Origin of the sequence: Aestuariivirga sp. (genome assembly GCF_020252395.1) — a bacterium.
Taxonomy (GTDB): Bacteria; Pseudomonadota; Alphaproteobacteria; order Rhizobiales; family Aestuariivirgaceae; genus Aestuariivirga.
Genome location: NZ_JADCDB010000037.1, coordinates 20,671 through 41,822, shown reverse-complemented (window position 1 = coordinate 41,822; position 21,152 = coordinate 20,671). Strand labels below are relative to the sequence as shown.

19 protein-coding genes and 3 tRNA genes are annotated in these 21,152 nt (G+C 62.8%); 15 read left to right on the top strand and 7 right to left on the bottom strand.

The window, feature by feature from the left end; all coding sequences use genetic code 11:
• Nucleotides 1-234: 234 nt before the first annotated feature.
• From IOC82_RS15815 to IOC82_RS15805, 3 genes are all read right to left on the bottom strand, one after another.
• Entirely contained in the window at nt 235-1,155 is a 921-nt protein-coding gene (locus IOC82_RS15815; protein ID WP_290547163.1) for a DMT family transporter, read from the bottom strand.
• 130 nt (nt 1,156-1,285) lie between these two features.
• Nucleotides 1,286-2,704, bottom strand: coding sequence for a type I glutamate--ammonia ligase (gene glnA, locus IOC82_RS15810; protein ID WP_290547162.1), 1,419 nt, complete (start codon nt 2,702-2,704; stop codon nt 1,286-1,288).
• Between the two features lie 44 nt (nt 2,705-2,748).
• Nucleotides 2,749-3,087, bottom strand: a complete 339-nt coding sequence (locus IOC82_RS15805) for a P-II family nitrogen regulator (protein ID WP_290547161.1) — start codon at nt 3,085-3,087, stop codon at nt 2,749-2,751.
• A 278-nt stretch (nt 3,088-3,365) separates the two neighbouring features.
• On the opposite strand from IOC82_RS15805, the gene IOC82_RS15800 reads away from it, so the two are divergent.
• The 11 genes from IOC82_RS15800 to IOC82_RS15750 all read left to right on the top strand — a co-directional run bounded on the left by IOC82_RS15800 (nt 3,366) and on the right by IOC82_RS15750 (nt 16,551).
• Entirely contained in the window at nt 3,366-4,784 is a 1,419-nt protein-coding gene (locus IOC82_RS15800; protein WP_290547160.1) for an NAD(P)H-hydrate dehydratase, read from the top strand.
• Nucleotides 4,785-4,921: 137 nt separating this feature from the next.
• Nucleotides 4,922-5,923 carry a glycosyltransferase gene (locus IOC82_RS15795; RefSeq protein WP_290547159.1) on the top strand — a complete coding sequence of 334 codons (1,002 nt, stop codon included), beginning with the start codon at nt 4,922-4,924 and terminating at the stop codon, nt 5,921-5,923.
• Nucleotides 5,924-5,982: 59 nt separating this feature from the next.
• On the top strand, nt 5,983-6,528 hold the full coding sequence (locus IOC82_RS15790) for a class I SAM-dependent methyltransferase (protein WP_290547158.1): 546 nt from the start codon (nt 5,983-5,985) through the stop codon (nt 6,526-6,528).
• A gap of 21 nt (nt 6,529-6,549) precedes the next feature.
• Complete coding sequence (locus tag IOC82_RS15785; RefSeq protein WP_290547157.1) at nt 6,550-7,491, top strand: hypothetical protein; 942 nt, start codon at nt 6,550-6,552, stop codon at nt 7,489-7,491.
• A gap of 297 nt (nt 7,492-7,788) precedes the next feature.
• Nucleotides 7,789-7,873, top strand: a tRNA-Leu gene (locus tag IOC82_RS15780).
• 60 nt (nt 7,874-7,933) lie between these two features.
• Complete coding sequence (gene tig / locus IOC82_RS15775; protein ID WP_290547156.1) at nt 7,934-9,298, top strand: trigger factor; 1,365 nt, start codon at nt 7,934-7,936, stop codon at nt 9,296-9,298.
• A 501-nt stretch (nt 9,299-9,799) separates the two neighbouring features.
• Complete coding sequence (locus IOC82_RS15770; RefSeq protein WP_290547168.1) at nt 9,800-10,990, top strand: IS256 family transposase; 1,191 nt, start codon at nt 9,800-9,802, stop codon at nt 10,988-10,990.
• Between the two features lie 382 nt (nt 10,991-11,372).
• The gene (locus IOC82_RS15765; protein WP_290547155.1) at nt 11,373-12,005 is read left to right on the top strand and encodes an ATP-dependent Clp protease proteolytic subunit; all 633 of its coding nucleotides are present in this window, start codon (nt 11,373-11,375) and stop codon (nt 12,003-12,005) included.
• Nucleotides 12,006-12,199: 194 nt separating this feature from the next.
• Nucleotides 12,200-13,468 (top strand): ATP-dependent Clp protease ATP-binding subunit ClpX, encoded by a 1,269-nt coding sequence (gene clpX / locus IOC82_RS15760; protein ID WP_290547154.1) that lies wholly within the window; start codon nt 12,200-12,202, stop codon nt 13,466-13,468.
• 288 nt (nt 13,469-13,756) lie between these two features.
• Nucleotides 13,757-16,177 carry an endopeptidase La gene (gene lon, locus IOC82_RS15755; RefSeq protein WP_290547153.1) on the top strand — a complete coding sequence of 807 codons (2,421 nt, stop codon included), beginning with the start codon at nt 13,757-13,759 and terminating at the stop codon, nt 16,175-16,177.
• Nucleotides 16,178-16,475: 298 nt separating this feature from the next.
• A tRNA-Val gene (locus IOC82_RS15750) sits at nt 16,476-16,551 on the top strand.
• Between the two features lie 44 nt (nt 16,552-16,595).
• Here the strand turns inward: IOC82_RS15750 and IOC82_RS15745 are convergent.
• Together IOC82_RS15745 and IOC82_RS15740 are read right to left on the bottom strand one after the other, a co-directional pair.
• The gene (locus IOC82_RS15745; RefSeq protein WP_290547167.1) at nt 16,596-16,808 is read right to left on the bottom strand and encodes a hypothetical protein; all 213 of its coding nucleotides are present in this window, start codon (nt 16,806-16,808) and stop codon (nt 16,596-16,598) included.
• 10 nt (nt 16,809-16,818) lie between these two features.
• Nucleotides 16,819-17,607: a DUF2092 domain-containing protein gene (locus IOC82_RS15740; protein WP_290547152.1), complete on the bottom strand. Its 789-nt coding sequence runs from the start codon at nt 17,605-17,607 to the stop codon at nt 16,819-16,821.
• Between the two features lie 153 nt (nt 17,608-17,760).
• On the opposite strand from IOC82_RS15740, the gene IOC82_RS15735 reads away from it, so the two are divergent.
• Nucleotides 17,761-18,189 (top strand): DUF2721 domain-containing protein, encoded by a 429-nt coding sequence (locus IOC82_RS15735; protein WP_290547151.1) that lies wholly within the window; start codon nt 17,761-17,763, stop codon nt 18,187-18,189.
• 4 nt (nt 18,190-18,193) lie between these two features.
• On the opposite strand, the gene IOC82_RS15730 is transcribed toward IOC82_RS15735, so the two are convergent.
• A complete protein-coding gene (locus IOC82_RS15730) occupies nt 18,194-18,325 on the bottom strand; it encodes a hypothetical protein (RefSeq protein ID WP_290547150.1) in 132 nt (43 codons plus the stop codon).
• Between the two features lie 261 nt (nt 18,326-18,586).
• Nucleotides 18,587-19,372 (bottom strand): MipA/OmpV family protein, encoded by a 786-nt coding sequence (locus IOC82_RS15725; protein ID WP_290547149.1) that lies wholly within the window; start codon nt 19,370-19,372, stop codon nt 18,587-18,589.
• Nucleotides 19,373-19,666: 294 nt separating this feature from the next.
• Here IOC82_RS15725 and IOC82_RS15720 point away from each other — a divergent pair, with 294 nt between their 5' ends.
• From IOC82_RS15720 to IOC82_RS15710, 3 genes are all read left to right on the top strand, one after another.
• Nucleotides 19,667-20,635 (top strand): small ribosomal subunit Rsm22 family protein, encoded by a 969-nt coding sequence (locus IOC82_RS15720; protein ID WP_290547148.1) that lies wholly within the window; start codon nt 19,667-19,669, stop codon nt 20,633-20,635.
• Nucleotides 20,632-21,012 carry a RidA family protein gene (locus IOC82_RS15715; protein WP_290547147.1) on the top strand — a complete coding sequence of 127 codons (381 nt, stop codon included), beginning with the start codon at nt 20,632-20,634 and terminating at the stop codon, nt 21,010-21,012. The genes IOC82_RS15720 and IOC82_RS15715 overlap by 4 nt, the downstream gene beginning before the upstream one ends.
• A gap of 52 nt (nt 21,013-21,064) precedes the next feature.
• A tRNA-Asp gene (locus IOC82_RS15710) sits at nt 21,065-21,141 on the top strand.
• Nucleotides 21,142-21,152: the final 11 nt, after the last annotated feature.

Here is a 21,152-nt window from a genome sequence, read left to right as displayed (position 1 = left end):
GCTTAAATCCGCTCAGCCGCAACACCTGTGGAAATGTGGACAAGGCTCCGCCTTGCCCACAGTCCCACAGGAGAACAAAAGACAAGAAGCGGACATTTGATGTGCTACCAAAACCGGACAAGTTAATTAGCTATCGACACTCCCATCGCAGGTCTCCATGCCGAATCAACATGAACACTGAATCACCAAACAGGCCCTAAGAAAATCCGCGATTCCGCTAAGCGTGAAAATGCTCTAGGGGCTGGTGCGCTTCTGCTTTCGCTGCCGCCGCCAGTCGGTGAGGATATGCAGGAACAGGGCCGCGAAGACGATGGCGCCGCCGAGAATGGTGCGCGCCGACGGCACCTCGCCATGGAAAATCCACACCCACACCGGTCCCAGCACCGGTTCCAGCGTGCCCACCAGCGCGGCGAGCGCCGCCGGGATGAGGCGTGCGCCGGTGACGAACATGGCAAGACCCGCGCCAAGGTTCACCGCGCCGAACAGGAAAAGCCAGCAAAGGTCGTGCAGGCTGACGGCCAGCGGCCCCGACAGGAAGAAGGCGGCCGCGCAGGCCATGGCGGTGCCAAGGCAGACGGCCGGCGTCATCCGCACCTCCGGGTAATGGCGCGTGATGACGATCGCCGCTGAGAACATGATGGTGATGACCAGCGCCAGCCCATCGCCCAGGGGCGAAACCTCGCCCGAGACCGAGGACGAGACCATGATGGCCACGCCGCCGATCACCGCGGCGATGGCGGCCCAGGTGGCGCCATTGATGCGCTCGCCGAACACCATCCAGGCCAAGAGCCCGGCAAACAGCGGTGCCGCCGCCTGGGTGAGCAGGATGTTGGCGACGGTCGTATACTGCAGCGCCACCACGAAGCAGGACGAGGCGACACCGAAGCAGACGGCCACGCCAAGGCCCGGCAGCCCCATGTTGCGGAACATCGCGGCGGTGGCTTTGGGCCCGTCGCGCCACAGCATGAAGAGCAGCAGGAAGGAGGAGGCGAAAAGAGCGCGCCAGAACACCACCGTCCATGGGTCAGCGACATGGATGAAGCGCGCAATGGTGCCGCCGAAACTCCAGGTGATGGCGGAGCCTGCAACCAGCAATACGCCGAGACGGAACTCGGCGGCGGGGGAGCGCAGGTGAAGCGGGTGAGCGGAAGGCATGGTGGCATCGGATTAGCGCCTGGCCGCCCGCTACCACAAGCGCCAGCCGGTGGCGAGCCATGGGGTCAAGCACGGCAAACGCCCCGGCCTCCCGGCCGGGGCTCTTTCTGTCGCGTCCCGAGGGATCGGCTCAGCAGCTGTAATACATGTCGAACTCGACCGGGTGCGGCGTCATCCGGTAGCGGTCTTGTTCCTCCTGCTTCAGTTCGAGATAGCTCTCGATCTGGTCCTTGGAGAACACGCCGCCCTTGAGCAGGAACTCGTGGTCGGCTGAAAGCGAATCGATCGCCTCCTGCAGCGAACCGCAGACGGTGGGGACCTTGGCGAGTTCGGCGGGCGGCAGGTCGTAGAGGTTCTTGTCCATGGCGGGGCCGGGGTGGAGCTTGTTCACGATGCCGTCGAGGCCCGCCATGACGATGGCCGAGAAGCAGAGATAGGGGTTGGCGGTCGGGTCGGGGAAGCGGACTTCGACGCGCTTGGCCTTGGGGTTCGCCGTGAAGGGAATGCGGCAAGAGGCCGAGCGGTTGCGCGAGGAATAGGCGAGCAGCACCGGGGCCTCATAGCCCGGCACCAGGCGCTTGTAGGAGTTGGTCGACGGGTTGGTGAAGGCGTTCAGCGCCTTCGCGTGCTTGATGACACCGCCGATGAAGTAGAGGCAGGTTTCCGAGAGGTCGGCATATTGGTTGCCGGACATCTGGGTCTTGCCGTCCTTCCAGATCGAGAAGTGGCAGTGCATGCCCGAACCGTTGTCGCCGAAGATGGGCTTCGGCATGAAGGTCGCCGTCTTGCCATAGGCGTGCGCCACATTGTGGATCACATATTTGTAGATCTGCATGTGGTCCGCGGCGGTGACCAGCGGCTGGAAGCGGGTGCCCAGCTCATGCTGCGAGGAGGCGACTTCGTGGTGGTGCTTCTCGACGATCAAACCCATCTCGCCCATGGTGGACAGCATTTCGGAGCGCATGTCCTGCGCCGAGTCCATCGGGTTCACCGGGAAGTAGCCGCCCTTGGTGCGCATGCGGTGGCCCATGTTGCCGGTGTCGTAGTCGCGGTCGGAGTTGGACGGCAGCTCGACCGAGTCCAGCTTGAAGCCGGTGTTGTAGGGGGTGACGGCGAACTTCACGTCGTCGAAGATGAAGAATTCCGCCTCGGGCCCGACGAACACCGTGTCGCCGATGCCGGTCGACTTGAGATAGGCCTCGGTGCGCTTGGCGATCATGCGCGGGTCGCGCGCATAGCCTTCGCCCGTGCCGGGCTCCAGAATGTCGCAGAACACCGAGAGCGTGGTCTGGGCATAGAAGGGATCGAGATGCGCGGAGGACGGGTCGGGCATCAGCACCATGTCGGACTCGTTGATGGCCTTCCAGCCGGCGATCGAGGAGCCGTCGAACATCAGGCCCTCGGCCCAGGCATCCTCGTGCATCTGGCTGACGTCCATGGTGAGGTGCTGCATCTTGCCGCGCGGGTCGGTGAAGCGCAGGTCGACGTACTTGACGTCCTTGTCCTTGATCAGTGCGAGGACGCCGGAAACGTCCGTGGGCTTGCTCATGATGATCTTCCTCTGGTCTGTGCTGGTTTCTTGTTGCGGACGGGTCAGAGCGCGTCCGGACCGGACTCCCCGGTACGGATGCGGATGGCTTGCTCTATGTTGGAGATGAAGATCTTGCCGTCGCCGATGCGGCCGGTGCGCGCGGCGTTCTGGATCGCCTCGACGGCGCGCTCCACGAACTCGTCCGCCAGCACCACCTCGATCTTCACCTTGGGCAGGAAGTCCACCACGTACTCGGCGCCGCGATAGAGTTCGGTATGGCCCTTCTGGCGGCCGAAGCCCTTGGCCTCGGTGACCGTGATGCCCTGCAGGCCCACCTCCTGCAGCGCTTCCTTCACCTCATCCAGCTTGAAGGGCTTGATGATCGCCTCGATCTTTTTCATGTGCTTGACAGCCTCGCGTATTTTGCCGATTAGAATGCATGCCTTGTGCCAGTTTCCGCGGGCTGTTGAATCAGTGGCTTGCAGGGGAAGCCTGAAATTTGAGCAGATCGACCTGACCGGAAATTGGGCTGTACTGCCTAATTCTCAGGCACTTTGGCGTGGCCGTCATGAGGAAACATCTTTCCTGGTCCGCGCCGGGATGATGGCATGAGGGGGTGTGGCGGGGGCCGGTGGAAGGGGTAATTCCCATTGGGGACAAAAGGCATTAGCCTCGCCTCATGACCCATGAACTTCTCACCCCGGAAGAGATGTACCGTGCCGATGCGCTGGCGGCAGCGGCCGGCGTGCCGCCGCTCGCCCTAATGGAGACGGCGGGGCGGGTGGTGGCGGACGAGATCGTGCGGCGCTACGGCGCGCGGCCGGTGCTGGTCCTCTGCGGGCCTGGCAACAATGGCGGCGACGGCTTCGTGGTGGCGCGTTACCTGAAGGCCTGGGGCTGGCCGGTGCGGCTGGCGCTGCTGGGCGAGCGCGCGGCGCTGAAGGGCGACGCCGCAGCCATGGCGGCCCGCTGGGAAGGGCCGGTGGAGGCGGTGGGCGACATGATCGGCGCGGGGCTGATCGTCGATGCGCTGTTCGGGGCGGGGCTGTCCAAGGATTTTCCGGAGGCGCTGGCGGGCGCGATCAACCGGGCGGGCTGCCCGGTGGTGGCGGTGGACGTGCCGTCGGGCCTCGACGGGCTGACCGGCCAGCCGCGCGGGGCGAGCGTGCGGGCCGAGGTGACCGTCACCTTCTTCCGCAAGAAGCCCGGCCATGTGCTGCTGCCGGGCCGGGAACTGTGCGGCGCGGTGGCGCTGGCGGACATCGGCATACCTCGCTCCGTCTTGCAGGAGATCCGCCCAAGGGCTTCCATCAATTGCGGAATCCGCCTCCCGCAACCGGCGCCGGGCGGCCACAAGTATGGCCGCGGCCATGCCGTGGTGGTGTCCGGCGGGCCGCTCCACACAGGGGCCTCGCGGCTGGCGGCGGAGGCGGCGCTGCGGAGCGGGGCGGGGCTGGTGACCATCTCCGGCGGACCCGAAGCGCTTGCCGTGCATGCCTCGCACGTGACTGCCATCATGCTGTCCGGCATGGATCTTTCCGCCCTGCTGGCGGACAAGCGCAAGAATGCCGTGTGCATCGGGCCGGCCGCGGGGGTGGGGGCCGGCACGCGCGACCTGGTTGAAACAGTGCTGCTGAGCGGGGCGGCGGCGGTGCTCGACGCCGATGCGCTGACCTCCTTCGCGGAGGAGACCGGGCGGCTGTTCCGGCTCATCGAAATGGTTCCGGGGCGGCCCGTGGTGATGACCCCGCACGAAGGAGAATTTGCGCGTATATTTAATGGACTAGACGCTTCATATAATTCAAGGATTGAACTTGCGCGTAAGGCGGCGGAACGCTCTGGCGCGGTGGTGGTGCTGAAGGGGGCGGACACGGTGATCGCCGCACCCGATGGCCGCGCCCGGGTGAATGTCAACGCGCCGCCAGGGCTTGCCACGGCGGGCTCCGGCGACGTGCTGGCGGGGATCGTGACGGCCATGCTGGCGCAGGGCATGGCGGGCTTCGAGGCGGCCTGTGCGGCCGTCTGGCTGCATGGGGAGGCTGCCAGACGCCACGGCCCCCGGGGGCTCACCGCCGAGACGCTGCTCGAGAGCCTATGAACCGCCCGCTTGTCCTGCTGCTCATCACCGGGCTGGCCTTCGGATGCAATTTTCCGCTGGGCAAGCTTGCCAAAGGCATGTTGCAAGGCGTCTGAATTGTAAATAATTCTCAATGGAAGGTTTCGGAGGGATTCGACTTGCTACCCAAGGTAACAATCATAATCACTTGTTATAATTATGCCCGATATGTCGAATACGCGATACGCTCGGTCATCGCCCAGACATACTCTAACATCGAATGCGTTATCGTCGATGACTGCTCCACCGATGATTCGTACAAAATTGCCTGTTCCATTGTCGACGGACTGAATGACCCGAAGTTCCGAACGATAAGGCTCGGTCAGAATTCCGGACAGATGAAGGCGTTCAGGGCGGGCCTGGAAAACAGCGATGGCCGTTTCGTCGTCTTCCTCGATGCTGACGACGCGCTCGATCCCTCTTTTGTCGAGAAGCATATTGCCGTCCATCTCAACTCTGCCCGGGGAGCGGCAATGACGGCGTCAAATACGCGCACCGTGGATGACGGCGGACAGGTTCTCGAGGGAACATTCTTTGCTTTCGGCCACATAACACCGGGCGAACCTCCGCTCATGGACATACCCCATATAGCAATGCTCCAGATGCCTGCTTTTTCTCCCATGGAAGCATTTGCCGTCAAATATCGCCAACCTGCGAGACGCGGGTGGCCATACTCCGCCACGTCTTCATTCATGTTCCGCAGGGACATACTGGCGATGATCGTCTCCGAGCAGACGGATACGATCCGCATTTGCGCAGATTACTATCTCGTTCAACTGTCGTCCGCGATCGGGGGGACGCTTCTGATCTATGATGTGCTGGGCGATTATCGGGTCCATAAGTCCAATAATTTCATAGGATCGGTCGTGACCGGAGCATGGAGAAGGCCTCGCGTCGCACAGTCCTCAAGCCTTATGCAGGCAATCGATCATCAAGCGGATCGGTTTGTGGCGAAAAATCGTGATGCGCTCGCGGCGATCCTGCCTGACGATTTCTTTCCGGCGTTTGAAACCCCCTCCCTTGTAAAGCGGAGACTTGAGACGATTTGGGACAACCTTCCACGCTGGTTCCAGAAACTGATAATGCCCTTGGCCGACTTCATAGACGCGCGGGTGAAATAGCCGATGCTCTGCCGTAGAGACCAACAATACCTTCAGGCGACAACAGAGATACGCACGCCATGCTGAAGACCCCGGGCCAGATGACGGTCCCGGAGCTCGACGAGCTCCGGAAGGTTTGCACGCGTGTCGGACCGGGCGGATATGCCGTGGAGATCGGCTCGCTCTATGGATTGTCGAGCAACGCTATCGCTGCCGCGATACCTCGCGATGCAACGCTTTTCTGTATTGACCCGTGGGTCCGGGAGCAATGGATCGTCGATCTGGTCGAAGCGAAGAATGAAAATTGCCCCCTCTTCTCGAAGGACGCATTCCTGCGCTTTACATCCTCGCATCTGAACATCGTTCCGCTGGAGGGCTACAGCCCCAGGGACTTCGGGAGTTGGGCACTTCCCGTCGATCTCGTATTCGAAGATTCCATTCATCAAAATCCCATTCTTGCCAGCAACCTGTTGCATTGGCTTAAGCAGCTGAAAGATGGCGGAATTCTGTGTGGACATGACTATTCCGACCAGTGGCCAGACGTCATCCGCGAAGTTGACAGAATATCCCGGCAGCGCGGCGCGGAGTTGCATGTCGTCGATTCATTCTGGTGGATGCAAGTATGATATTCGTGGAGCCGGCGTGAGATGACACATTCCCGAATCGCCGCTTGCTTCGGCTGCGACGAAAACTTCTTTCCCTTGGCCAAGGGTTTGGTCCTGAGCCTCGAAAGGGAGGCTGCGATCGGCTTCGATCTTGTGTTTATCGATGGCGGCATCTCGGACGGCTCGCGGGAATGGCTCGTCAGTCGCGGAGCCCATATCGTTGCTTTCGATCCCGCGGCGCACATACCGGGATACATTCCGAACACCCGCATCGAATATATCGCCGCTCAAATCTGCCGGCCCTACCTGCCAGTTATCGCACCAGACTATGATGTATATGTCTGGTTCGATTCCGACATGTGGCTCCAGCATGCGGCAACCTTGAGGTCCTTCATTGCAGCGGCTTCCTGCGGCGCCGGGAAAATCGCCATTGCGCGCACTGACGCCTGGGTTCACGGCATGACGGATGAGCAGGCGGAGACTTTCCGCCAGTATTCATATTCTTGGTATACTTCGTTATATGGATCCGCCGTAGCAGGCTCTTATTGGGGAAAGAACATATTGAACTCCGGCCTGTTCGCGCTCTCCAGGACGAGCATCGTTTGGCGGGCTTGGCGCCGCGAGATTGAGTTGGTGTTTTCCGGCGAGGATAGAATGGCGCGAATGGATGCAGCTCATTCACACATGGCTGAGCAGACCGCTCTCAACTATGTCTGCCACTCGCGAGACTGCTTCGTGGAGTTCAGTTCCTTCCACAATTTCAATTGCCATCTTGGTGGCGTCGAGAGGTTTCAAGGCATTGTGCGGCGTATTGGCGACGATTCAAACCGCATCGGCGTCGTTCATCTGACCAATTTTGGAAGGCTCGCCACGTCTTATCTCGCACGTGAACTTCTCTTCGACGGCGGAAGCTATCTTTCCGATGCCGAAAGAAAAGCGGTCAAGGATATCCCCATTGCTTTCGGTGCTCCTATGGAGCGATAATGGAAATTCTGCGCAAGAACAGTATTCGCCTGACATTTGTCTCTGTCCGCTGATAGGGTCAGGCGGCGATCTAATGTTGAGGTGTTCTGCGGCTCTGCAAGCCAGCCTCTTGCTCAACCCGGCCAACGGAGCATGCAACAGGCCCGTCCTCGGAATGCTGCTGGACGAAAGTTCAGTGACAGGTCGCCGGAAAAAGGGTTCAGGACGGCCGCAACCGGCCTTTTTCCCCACTGGCATCCCTGACAGCCCTCTGCTATAGACCGCGCCCATTGCAACGGCCCGGTCTTTTGCTCGTGCGCGGGCGTGGTGGAATTGGCAGACACGCTGGATTTAGGTTCCAGTGCCGCAAGGCTTGCGAGTTCGAGTCTCGCCGCCCGCACCACGCGCGAGCCGAGGAGATCCGGAGCCAAGGGTCCATGAGTTTACAGACGGAAGCACAACGATGCAGGTTACCGAGACGCAGAACGCCGGCCTCAGGCGCGAGTACAGGGTGGTGGTCGGCCAGGCGGAGCTCGACAAGGAGCTGAACGCCAAGCTGGCCGATATGTCGAAGCGCGCCAACATCCGCGGTTTCCGCCCAGGCAAGGTGCCGGTGTCGCATCTGAAGCGCGTCTACGGCAAGTCAGCCATGGCGGAGGTGCTGCAGGACGCCGTCGACTCCCGCTCCAAGCGTCTGCTCGAGGACAAGAACCTGAAGCCCGCCTACCAGCCGGAAGTGAAGCTGCCGGCGGATGAGGCCGAGATCGCCGCCGTGATGGACGGCAAGAGCGACCTTGCCTTCACCATGGCGCTGGAAGTGATCCCCGATTTCGAGGTGAAGGACCATTCGGGCCTGCCGCTCATCCGCCACATGGCCGAAGTGGCCGAGGACCAGATCGACGAGACGCTGAAGCGCCTCGCCTCGCAGTCCAGGAGCTTCGTGGAGAAGCAGGGCGGCGCCGAAAAGGGCGACCGCGTGACCATCAGCTTCGCCGGCGCCATCGACGGCAAGCCCTTCGACGGCGGCACGGCCGAGGACGTGGCCCTCGAGATCGGCTCGGGCCAGTTCATTCCCGGCTTCGAGGACCAGCTGACCGGCGCCAGGGCGGGCGACGAGGTTACCGTGAAGGTGTCTTTCCCGGCCGATTACAGTGTCGCCACGCTTGCCGGCAAGCCCGCCGAATTCGCCACTAGGGTGACCAAGGTCGAGGCTCCGGGGGAAGCGCCGGTCGACGATGATTTCGCCAGGAAGATGGGCTTCGAGGACCTGGCCAAGCTGCGCGACACACTGCGGCAGCGCATCGGCGGCGAATTCGCCCAGATGAGCGCCATGAAGCTGAAGCGCGACGTGCTCGACGCGCTCGACAAGGAATATTCCTTCGAACTGCCGGAGAAGCTGGTCGAAGCCGAATTCAACAACATCTGGAACGCGCTCTCGGGCGAGATGACCCGCGCCGGCAAGTCCTTCGCCGACGAGAACACCACCGAGGAGGAAGCCCGCAAGGAGTACCGCGCCATCGCCGAACGCCGCGTGCGCCTGGGCCTCGTTCTCGGCCGCATGGGCGAGACGCAGGGTGTCACCGTGTCCGAGCAGGAGTTGCAGAACGCGCTGCTGAACCGCATGCGCCAGTTCCCCGGACAGGAGAAGATGGTCATCGACTATTACCGCCGCAATCCCGGAGCGATGATCGAACTGCGTGGACCCATCTTCGAGCAGAAGGTCGTCGACGCCATCGTCGCCGCCGCCAGGGTGGACGAGAAGACCGTCACCAGTGAAGAACTGAAGAAGATGGTGGAGGACGAGGACGGGATGGGCGGAACGGCCTGAGCCGGACCGCGAGGGTCTTGAGGGCCGGGCCATGGCATCACGGGTCCGTGGGAGTCGTTCCCCTTCGCATCACCCCCGGACGTGATCCGGGGGTTTTTTGTGTCCGCTGCCGCGCCGTCATGGCAGGCAGCGCTGGCGCGTCCGGGCTCACGCTCTATCGGTTTTCCAGCTTTTCTTGTGAAGTGCGGTGGCCGTCACAGACCGCGCGGGCCGCGGGAGCTATGCTTGCTCCTGAATGAGTGACGCAGACCGCAACCGGCTTTGGCCAACGCAACTTGTGCGGGAGCATGAAACCAACTGCGCGCTGCTTGGTATTGTGTCCCGCACGTTTTTATATATAACGATTGACAGCTAACTTGCGCCACAACGCCCGAAGCCAATAACGTCAGGGGAGACAACCGATGGATAACGTACAGAATCTTTCGCACTTTTCAAAACGGGCGGTTTCTTTCAGATTGAAGGAGGAAAGAGGCCATGAAGGAAGAGAACGAAGGCAGACCGATGGGGGAAGTCATCAAGATCGACGAGGCCCGGATCCGCGACCACCTGGGCGAGATGGTCCGTGGAACGGTTGAGGAGACGCTCAACGCGATGCTCGATGCCGAGGCAGACGAGCTGTGCGGGGCTGGGCGCTACCAGCGCAGCGCTGATCGGGTCGATACCCGGGCCGGCAGCTATGACCGGACGCTGCACACCTCGGCCGGTGAGGTGAAGCTGAAGGTTCCGAAACTGCGCCAGCAGGTCTTTGAAACGGCCATCATTGAGCGCTACCGGCGCCGAGAGGCATCTGTCGAGGAATCGCTGATCGAGATGTACCTGGCCGGTGTGTCTGTCAGGCGCGTGGAGGACATTACAGAGGCGCTGTGGGGTACGCGTGTGAGCCCCGCCACGGTCTCGAACCTGAACAAGAAGATCTACGCCAAGATCGAGGCCTGGCGGAACCGTGCCATCACGGGGGAGCATCCCTATCTCTACCTCGACGGGATCGTGATGAAGCGCAGCTGGGCGGGCGAGGTTCGTAATGTCTCCCTGCTCGTGGCAAGTGCGGTCAATACCGAGGGTTTCCGGGAGATTCTGGGGATCTGTGAGGGAGCCAAGGAGGACAAGTCCGGCTGGTCCGCGTTCCTCCGCCACCTGGTCGAGCGCGGCCTCAACGGCGTCAGGCTGATCATCTCGGACGCCTGCCGTGGCCTCGTGGAAAGTGCAGCCGAGTATCTGCCAGACGCCCGGTGGCAGCGGTGCATGGTTCATTTCTACCACAATGTATTCAGCCATGTTCCGGCAACCCGGGTGCGGGACGTGAGCCACATGCTCAAGGCGATCCATGCCCAGGAGAGCCGTACGTCAGCCGATGAGAAGGCGAGGGCCATCATTGCCGAACTCCGGCTTTTGAAGATGGGCAAGGCTGCTGATCTCGTCGAGCAATCGGTGCACGAGACCCTGAGCTATTACGCCTTCCCTGACATCCACTGGCAGAAGATCAGGACCAACAATCCGCTGGAGCGCATCATGCGGGAGATCCGGCGCCGGACACGCGTGGTTGGCGCATTCCCAAATGGTCAGTCCTGCCTCAACCTTGCGGCAGCCCGTCTGCGGCACATTGCGGGAACCCAGTGGTCAACGAAGCGCTACATGAACATGCGGCCACTGTTTCAGGCCGACGAAAACCCAACCGAAGCCGCCGTCGCTTGAAAAAATGTGCGAAAGAATCTGGACACTACCCTTCCCCTTCGCATCACCCCCGGACTGTCAATCCAACCGTCTGGGACGCTGCACGGAAGCCGGGGTTAAGCTTTGGAAAAGGGAAGCTGGATGCCAGCCTGCTAGCGCAACGGGCCCTCAAGTGCATCCGCACTTGAGGGCGTAAAGTTGCGCCAGCTTTCGACTCTGTCGCATTTTCTTTTCGATGAGATGATTCCATCTCATCGGAACATGCGCTGGCATGACACGTTGCTGGCGCCCGGCCATGGCATGACCGGCCGGCAAGACACGTGCCGGGAATACCTCTTCCATCCTCCCGCAGGCTCACCTATCTAAGGATCGGCAAATAACCCGATTCATCCGAAGGACCTCCATGCGCGATCCCGTCGAATTCCTGACCACCGGCGCCTTCTGGCCCTCCGTCATCCAGCAGGAGAGCCGGGGCGAGCGCGTGTATGACCTGCCGTCCCGCCTGCTGCGCGAGCGCATCATCTTCATCACCGGGGCCATCGACGACACTGTCGCGGCTTCCATCTGCATGCAGCTTCTGTTCCTCGAGGCGGAAAACCCGAAGAAGGAAATCTCCATGTATATCAACAGCCCGGGCGGTGTCGTCACCTCCGGCCTGTCGATCTACGACACCATGCAGTTCATCCGCTGCCCGGTTTCCACCACGGTCATGGGGCAGGCGGCGTCCATGGGCTCCCTTCTGCTGACGGCGGGCGAGAAGGGATTGCGCTTCGCCCTTCCCAATGCCCGCATCATGGTTCACCAGCCTTCGGGCGGTTATCAGGGCCAGGTGACCGACATCCTGATCCATGCCAAGGAAGTCGAGAGCCTGAAGCGCCGGCTGAACGAAATCTACGTCCATCACACCGGCCGCGACTACCGGACCATCGAGGAAGCCCTTGAGCGCGATAACTTTTTCACCTCGGAAGCCGCCCTCGCCTTCGGCCTCATCGACAAGGTGATCGAGAAACGCGCCGCCCCCGCCGAAGGGAAGTAAACCTATCGTTTTCCACCAGACATTGCGCCGGTGGGGCGTGCCGGACAATCAATTCTTGATTAACCCGGCCCGACCATGCTGAATTGCCGTCCTGAACCGGTGTGCCGGGCCCCCGCGATGTAACTGCGGCAATGGCGGTGAAGTCTTGTCAGAGACTGCGTGTGTATCGCGCAGCACATGTCCAAGGAGATGGAATGAGTAAAGCAACGGGGAGCGACAGCAAGAACACCTTGTACTGCTCCTTCTGCGGCAAGAGCCAGCATGAGGTCCGCAAGCTGATTGCGGGCCCGACCGTGTTCATCTGCGATGAATGCGTCGAGCTGTGCATGGACATCATCCGCGAGGAGAACAAGACCTCGCTGGCGAAATCCAAGGACGGCGTGCCCACCCCGCACGAGATCCGGAAAGTTCTGGACGATTACGTTATCGGCCAGGAGCACGCCAAGAAGGTGCTCTCGGTCGCGGTGCACAATCACTACAAGCGCCTGAACCACGCCCAGAAGAACAACGACGTGGAACTGGCGAAGTCGAACATTCTGCTGGTCGGCCCCACGGGCTCCGGCAAGACGCTGCTGGCCCAGACGCTGGCCCGCATCCTGGACGTTCCCTTCACCATGGCGGACGCCACGACCCTGACCGAAGCGGGCTATGTGGGCGAGGACGTCGAGAACATCATTCTCAAGCTGCTGCAGGCCGCCGATTACAATGTCGAGCGCGCCCAGCGCGGCATCGTCTATATCGACGAGGTCGACAAGATCAGCCGCAAGTCGGACAACCCGTCTATCACGCGCGACGTGTCGGGCGAGGGCGTCCAGCAGGCGCTCCTGAAGATCATGGAAGGCACGGTCGCCTCCGTGCCGCCGCAGGGCGGCCGCAAGCATCCGCAGCAGGAATTCCTGCAGGTGGACACCACCAACATCCTGTTCATCTGCGGCGGCGCCTTCGCCGGGCTCGAGCGCATCATCAATCAGCGCTCCAAGGGTTCGGGCCTGGGCTTCGGCGCGGAAATCCGCTCCAACGAGGACCGCCGCACGGGTGCGGTGCTGCGCGAGCTGGAGCCGGAGGACCTCCTGAAGTTCGGCCTTATCCCCGAATTCGTCGGCCGCCTGCCCGTCGTGGCGACGCTCGAGGACCTCGACGAAGCCGCACTCGTGCAGATCCTGGTCGAGCCCAAGAACGCGCTGGTGAAGCAGTATCAGCGCTTGTTCGAAATGGAGGGCGTGAAGCTGAACTTCCCCGAGGAGGCGCTGGGCGCGATTGCCCGGCGCGCCATAGAGCGCAAGACGGGCGCGCGCGGGCTTCGCTCCATCATGGAGTCGATCCTGCTCGAAACCATGTTCGACTTACCCGCCATGTCGGGCGTCGAGGAAGTTGTGATTTCGAAGGACGTGGTGGAGGGAACGGCCAAGCCGCTCCTCATCTACGCCGACAAGCAGTCGGGCAAGGCCACGGTTTCAGCCTGATACCGACTGCGCAAGCGATTGGAAAGGCCGGGGTTTAGGCCCGGCCTTTTCGCGTCAAGGGTCCTCTTGCCGCTGGAGGAGCGCGAAAAGACGGCAACCGGGTGCATTGAAATTTCCTCATGCGCTCTCCACATCTCCCGCGACGCTGAGGCTGCTCTTCCGGGGAATTTGTGCGTATCATGCGCATGAGACTCAACCGGTTTGTGGCCCGCCGGCCCAGAATCCGGGCACCCTCGTCTGGCGGCATTCCCGCGCCAGGCTCAGAGGCGGCCTATGAAAGGAAGCAGTATGAGCAAAACGACCCCCGCAGGAAGCCACGAGACGATTCCGGTCCTGCCGCTCCGCGACATCGTCGTCTTTCCGCACATGATCGTGCCGCTCTTCGTGGGGCGCGAGAAGTCCATCAAGGCGCTGGAAGAGGCGATGCGCGAAGACAAGCGCATCCTGCTTGTCGCGCAGAAGAACCCCGCCGATGACGATCCGGCGTCTGACGCCGTCTATGAGGTGGGTACGCTGGCCCAGGTGCTGCAGTTGCTGAAGCTGCCCGACGGCACGGTCAAGGTGCTGGTCGAAGGTTCCGACCGCGCGCGCGTGCACGGCTTCTCGGCCCGCACCGATTTCTTCGAGGCGGACGTCGAGGTGCTGCCGTCCGATGCCGGCACGCCGGCGGAGACTGAGGCGCTGGCCCGCACGGCCGTTTCGCAGTTCGACAGCTATGTGAAGCTCAACAAGAAGGTGCCGCAGGAAGTGCTGGCCTCGGTCGGCCAGATCGCAGACCCGTCGAAGCTGGCCGATACGATCGCCGCCCATCTCGCCATCAAGATCGCCGAGAAGCAGGAGCTGCTCGAGATGACCTCCGTCGCGCAGCGGCTGGAGAAGGTGTTTGCGCTGATGGAAGGCGAGATCTCGGTTCTCCAGGTCGAGAAGCGCATCCGCAGCCGCGTCAAGCGCCAGATGGAGAAGACGCAGCGCGAGTATTATCTGAACGAGCAGATGAAGGCCATTCAGAAGGAGTTGGGCGACGGCGAAGAGAAGAACGAAATCGACGAGCTCGAAGGCCGCATCAAGACCACCAAGCTCTCCAAGGAAGCGCGCGAGCGCGCCGAAGCCGAGATCAAGAAGCTGCGCCAGATGAGCCCGATGTCGGCGGAAGCCACCGTCGTGCGCAATTATCTCGACTGGCTGCTCGGCATCCCCTGGGGCCAGAAGAGCAAGGTCAAGCACGACCTGAAGTTCGCCGAAAACGTGCTCGATGCCGATCACTTCGGCCTCGACAAGGTGAAGGAACGCATCCTCGAATATCTCGCGGTGCAGAGCCGCACCAACAAGCTGCGCGGTCCCATCCTGTGCCTCGTCGGCCCGCCCGGCGTCGGCAAGACCTCGCTCGGCAAGTCGATCGCCAAGGCCACGGGCCGCGAATTCATCCGCATGTCTCTTGGTGGCGTGCGCGACGAGGCCGAGATCCGCGGCCACCGCCGCACCTATATCGGCTCGATGCCGGGCAAGGTCATCCAGTCGATGAAGAAGGCCAAGAAGTCCAACCCGCTCTTCCTCTTGGACGAGATCGACAAGATGGGCATGGACTTCCGCGGCGACCCGTCCGCGGCGTTGCTGGAGGTTTTGGACCCCGAGCAGAACGCGACCTTCATGGACCACTATCTGGAGGTCGAATACGACCTCTCGAACGTGATGTTCGTGACGACGTCGAACACGCTCAATATTCCGCCCGCCCTTCTCGATCGCATGGAGATCATCCGGATCGCGGGCTACACGGAAGAGGAGAAGCTCGAGATCGCCAAGCGCCACCTGCTGCCCAAGGCGGCCGAGCACCATGGCCTTCAGGCCACGGAGTTCGAGGTGACGGAGGATGCCTTGTACGAGGTCATCCGCCGCTACACCCGGGAAGCAGGTGTGCGGAACCTGGAGCGTGAGATCAACTCGCTCGCCCGCAAGGCGGTGAAGGAGATCATCACGGCGAAGAAGAAGAAGATTCAGGTGACGCCGGAGGTGGTGCAGCAGTATCTCGGCGTGCCTAAGTTCCGCCATGGCGAGGCCGAGCGCGAGGACCAGGTCGGTGTGGTCACCGGCCTTGCCTGGACCGAAGTCGGCGGCGAGATCCTGACGATCGAAGCGCTGATGATGCCGGGCAAGGGCAAGATGACGGTGACCGGCAACCTGCGAGACGTGATGAAGGAGTCGATCTCGGCTGCTTCCTCCTATGTCCGCTCGCGCGCCGCGACCATCGGCGTCAAGCCGCCGGTGTTCGACAAGCGCGATATCCACGTGCACGTGCCGGAAGGCGCGACACCGAAGGATGGCCCGTCAGCCGGCATCGCCATGGTCACGGCAATCGTCTCCGTGATGACCGGCATCCCTGTCCGCAGGGACGTGGCGATGACGGGCGAGATCACGCTGCGTGGCCGCGTTCTGCCGATCGGGGGCCTGAAGGAAAAGCTGCTCGCCGCCCTGCGCGCCGGCATCAAGACCGTGATGATCCCAGAGGAAAACGTGAAGGACCTTGCGGAAATCCCAGAGAATGTGAAGAAGGGGCTCGAGATCGTCCCGGTCTCGCGCATGGACGAGGTGCTGAAGCATGCGCTGACCCGCATGCCGGAGGCCATCACCTGGGACGAGGAGGCCGAGGAAGCGGCCGCCGCCGCCCGCGCGGCTGCCGACAAGACTGTCGAGGGCGCAGCCCGCGCCCACTGATCGAACCTCCGCAAAACGGCATCTGGGCCGCCCTTCGGGGCGGCCCTTTCCGTTTCTGCCGCAAGATCAGGCAGGAGCCTCTCCCGCCGCTGCGAAAACTTGAAATTCGCCCCGAATCACCGGCACATGGACCCCGTAATGCGTTTCGGGCGTGGCAACTCAGCGAGGAGACGGACCAGCGCAGAGCTAGTTTCTGAAACCACTCAAATCACATCGGCCCCGTGCGCCCTCAGAACTCGCACGGGGTTTTTGTTCGGCTTGATTGTGTTGATCCCGGGCGCTAAGCCTGCGTCCGGGCGGGCGATTAGCTCAGTTGGTAGAGCGCTTCGTTTACACCGAAGATGCCGGGAGTTCGAGTCTCTCATCGCCCACCACGTTTCCCGCAATTAACGGCGGGCGGTGCCTCTGGTGTGTTATCTCAGCAGTAATAGACCCCCACCGCGCAGCGGCGCACCGTGCGGCGGGCGACGCCGGCGACGCTCACCGGGGTGAGGGGCCTGCCGATGATGGCCTGGGCCTGCGTGACGATGCCGAGCTTGCCGGGGGCGAGGGCCTGGCCGCCGAGTTCGATGGCGAAGCCAAGGGCGAGCGTGGTGAAGGCCAGAAGGCCGATCCGCTTGATCATGGTGATCCTCATGCTGTCAGTTCTTGCGGGCGAGATGCGCGGGAAGCTCGTCGGTGTCGGCGAGCTTGGCGGGTTCCACGGCCTGGGCGCCGGCGGGCGGCGTGAAGGAAAAATCGGCGTTGCCCGGCTCGGGGCTGGACTTCCAGTTCCAGATCTCGACCGAATACTGCGGCTGTCCGGGAATGGCGTGGCTGGTGATGGTGTAGCGGCAGGGATAGGGCTTGTCGCCCTGGGCGATCCAGATCTGCAGGTCCACGTCGTCGTTGCGCATGGCAACGTGGTCGCACATCTGGCCGAGAATGACGCCGGCGCCCAGATAGGCAATGCCGGTGGCCCCGGTCATGATCTGGCTGTAGGAGTCGCTCTTCAGCAGGTCGGCGGCGGGCAGCGGCCGGGCATACTTGTCGCGCAGCTCGTCGATCAGGTGGTCGAGATCGCCGGCAATGGGGACCTGGGCATAGAGGTTCAGGTTCCTGCCCAGGATACTCAGCGTCTTGCCGTCATAGACGGCGGCCACGTCTGCGAAGCCGCCCTTGCGCTCGACGCGGATCTTGTCAGGCCGGCTCAGGTCGATGGCGCCGGAACTGGCGAGCGACAGGCGCTGGCCCTGGGTGGTGACGATCTCGAGGTCCGTTTCCATGTCGAAGGAGATCGACTTCTGGGCGGCGACGAAATCGGTCATGCTCTTGACCAGGTCCTTGATGCCGGCGGTGGCGTCGGCATGGGCGGGAAGGGCGCCCCACATGGCCGCCATGGCGGTGACCACGGCGAGGCCGGGCCGGCGCGGTGTGCGTGAGCAGATCATTGCAGTCTCCAACTCGATTGCGGTTCACCGCGAAGCGCGCTCAACGCACCCGCGCGGCGCTGCGGCATCCGAGTCCTAGCACTGTTTCGAGATCGCCGATTAGCCTTTGGCGGACAGCCTGTGATAATTACTTGCGCATCACAGGAGTCAGCTATGGATTTCGTTCCCTCGATCGAACAGCTCTCCCAGATCATATCGCAGGTGGTGGCGCCAGCATTCCTGCTTGGGGCGGTGGCGAGTTTCGTGTCGATCCTTGCCGGCAGGATGAATGACGTCATCGAGCGGATGCGCTTCATCAATGACCTGCCGCCGGACGGACATTCCAAATCGCGCCTCAAGCAGGACCTGCCGCGGCTGCGGCGCCGGGTGCTGCTGCTGCAGCGTTCGCTGCTGTTCTCGATCGCCAGCGGCGTGGCGGGGGCGCTGCTGATCATCGTGGCCTTTGGCGCGGCGCTGCTGCACCGCGAGCACATGTGGGGAACAGCCCTGCTGTTCAGCGTTTCCATGCTGTTGCTGTGCGCAGCGCTGGTGCTGTTCGCAGCCGAGGTGCGGATCGGACTGAACGAATTCGACCCGTTATGACGGATCAGCCTCTCCGGCCATTCTCGCCGGCCCGGGGGAAGGCGCGGCCGCTCTCGCTGATGAAGGCCGAGATAAATTCGCCGCGCGCCATTTCGTCATGAACGGCGGGAGGCTTGCCGAAGGTGCGATCCGCCATTCGGTCCCAGCGCTGCTGGAACCTCCGGACGGCACTGCTGATACGGTCGGCGAGGGACATCTCTATAATGCCTAGAAAATCGGTAGGAGATAAGTAGCATCGCAACAGGCGTCTGGCAAGTCCCCGGGTGAGTTTGCACAGGGTGCAACGCCATGGCGGCAGTGTGGTTGCCGATCGACAAATTGGGCGCGGAGGGTTGGGGCGCGCCTCTGCCCCTTATGCGATGCGGGAACCCGGACAGCGCGGGTGTCGCCGGGTGGATCAGAACAGGTCGAAGGCGAAGCGGTAGGTGATGCCGGCGCCGGCGTAATACTGGTTCACGCTGCCTTCCTTGACGATGGGGCTGTTGCCGGCATCGCCCACCAGACGGTCCCAGCCCACCAGTGCGTGGAGCTTCCAGTCATCCGTCAAATTGTAGGTGGCGGAGCCGGCGAGCCCGACCGTGTTGAAGCCGGCATTAGCCTTGTAAGCCTGGTCATAGAGCGGGCTTGCGGCGGCCTCGCTGGCCGAAATGCCGAAATAGGTATCCATGTAGTTCTGCGAGCCCCAGCCGGCGCGTGGCCCGAAACGGAGTTCGAGGTCCTCCATCGGGCTGCCGATGAGGTCGACGCCGAAATTCGCCACCTGGCCGGAATAGCCGTTGAAGCCCTGGCGCACCTCGGCGAAACCGCGGATCCAGTCATAGCGCGCGGACAAGCCGAGGCCTGCTTCCAGCGCCCAATCGACGTCCTCCAGCCCCTCCAGCTCGTTCGAATCGGCTGAATTGCGTTCGCCGATGAAGTTGAAGGAGGGATAGACCGTAATCCTGCGCGTGCCGTCATTGCCGTCGATCTGGCCAACGCCGGGCACGAAAAGCCGGCTGACGGCGATCAGCGGATAGGGAACGGCGATCGTCTCGTCCGAACCGGGATAGCGCGGCTGGGCTAGGACGCCGCCGCCCAGGTCCAGAACATATCGGTGCCCACCCGCTTCATCGGCCGAGGCAGGCGACAGCACGGCCAGCAGGGGCAGGCACGCGGCAAGAACGGACAACCGGAGATACGTCATGAGGATCCCACGCAAATCAACCGACAGGATAGCAATTTCAGGCGGCCACGTCACCCGGCCCGGCAACAATTCTTCGGGACGCGATCGCATGAAACGTGTGTGGTGCGGGCCGGCAGCAGCTCTGCGGCGCAGGCCGGGCCCTGCCTGGCATGGCCGGGGCAAAGAACAGGCGGGGCGAAGGGTAGACGGAAACGAACATCGCGGGGCCTTTCGCAGCGGGGTTCCGGCCGTTATGACGGGCCGGACCAAAGGGTTTGAGCCGCGCGCCGTGCAACTTTGTTTTCCCTTATCGTCATGAGTTTGCCGCAAGCCCTGCAGGGCGCGGTAGCGGCATGGCTTGGCCGCAACGCGGGGGACCGGCGTCGCGCCAGCGCGGCGCTTTCGGCCACTTACCGGGCCGGTGGCAGTTCGGCGGGAATCGATCTTGGCGCCTATCTCGTGGCGCGCTTGCCGGCGACCTTCGCGGCGGTGCGCCGGGTGCTGGCGGAACTCGCCCGGTTGCGGCCCGATCTGGCGCCTGCGAGTTTGCTTGATGCCGGATCGGGCCCTGGCACGGCGTCATGGACCGCGGCGGAGCAATGGCCGGAGCTTGCCGCTGTCACCTTCCTCGACACGTCGGGTCCCTTCCTGGCGCTGGCGGCGGAACTGGCGCGTCATGGACCAGCGCCGCTCGCCCTTGCCGCCGCCCTGCAGTGCAGCATCGGGCAGCTGCCGGAGGGCCTTGCCGCCGATCTCGTTATTGCCGCCTATGCGCTGGCAGAACTGCCGGAGGCGCGGGCGGCGGTCATTGCCGGGGGCCTTTGGCGGGCAAGCCGCAAGGCGCTGGTGCTGGTCGAGCCCGGAACGCCCCAGGGCTTTGCCCGGCTGCGCGCGGTGCGCCAGCGGCTGATCGGCGAGGGGGCCATTCCCGTGGCGCCCTGCACGCATGCGCTCGCGTGCCCCATTGCCGGTGACGACTGGTGCCACTTCAGGGTCAGGCTTCCGCGCAGCCGCGCCCACATGCAAGCCAAGTCGGCACGCGTGCCCTTCGAGGATGAGCCTTTCGCATATCTGGTTCTGGCGCGTGACGGCGCACGGCCGCAGGGCGCCCGGATTGTGGCGCCGCCACAGCACGCGAAACCAGGCGTGACGTTGCGGCTGTGCGGGGAGGGACGGCTCGAGACCCGCCTCATTGCGAGGCGAGACAGCGCGGCCTACAAACAAGCGCGCAAACTCGACTGGGGCGGGATACTCGCCCCCGCAACCAAGGAGGAAGCCCCATGACCCGCCGCCAGATTTCATCGGGATCGAAATTCGAAGCCGAGATCGGCTATTCGCGCGCCATCGTCGACGGCGACTGGATGTGGGTTTCCGGCACCACCGGCTTCAACTATGACAGCATGACCATCTCGGAGGACGTGGCCGAGCAGGCAGACCAGACCTTCCGTAACATACAGGCCGCGATGGAAAAGGCGGGCTTCAGCCTGGCCGACGCGGTGCGCGTCACCTACATCTTTCCGAGGCCTGAGGACTTCGAACCGTGCTGGCCCGTGTTCCGGAAATACCTCGGTGAAACAAGACCCGCGTCCACTGCCCTCATCGCGTCGCTCATCGATCCCCGCATGAAAATCGAGATCGAGGTCACCGCCAAGAAACGTTGACGGTTCGCTTGACAGAATAAGGGGGTTCCCCTATCAGACCTGTCACAGAATTGCGGGTGTAGCTCAGTTGGTTAGAGCGTCGGCCTGTCACGCCGAAGGTCGCGGGTTCGAGCCCCGTCACTCGCGCCATGATTTCAATA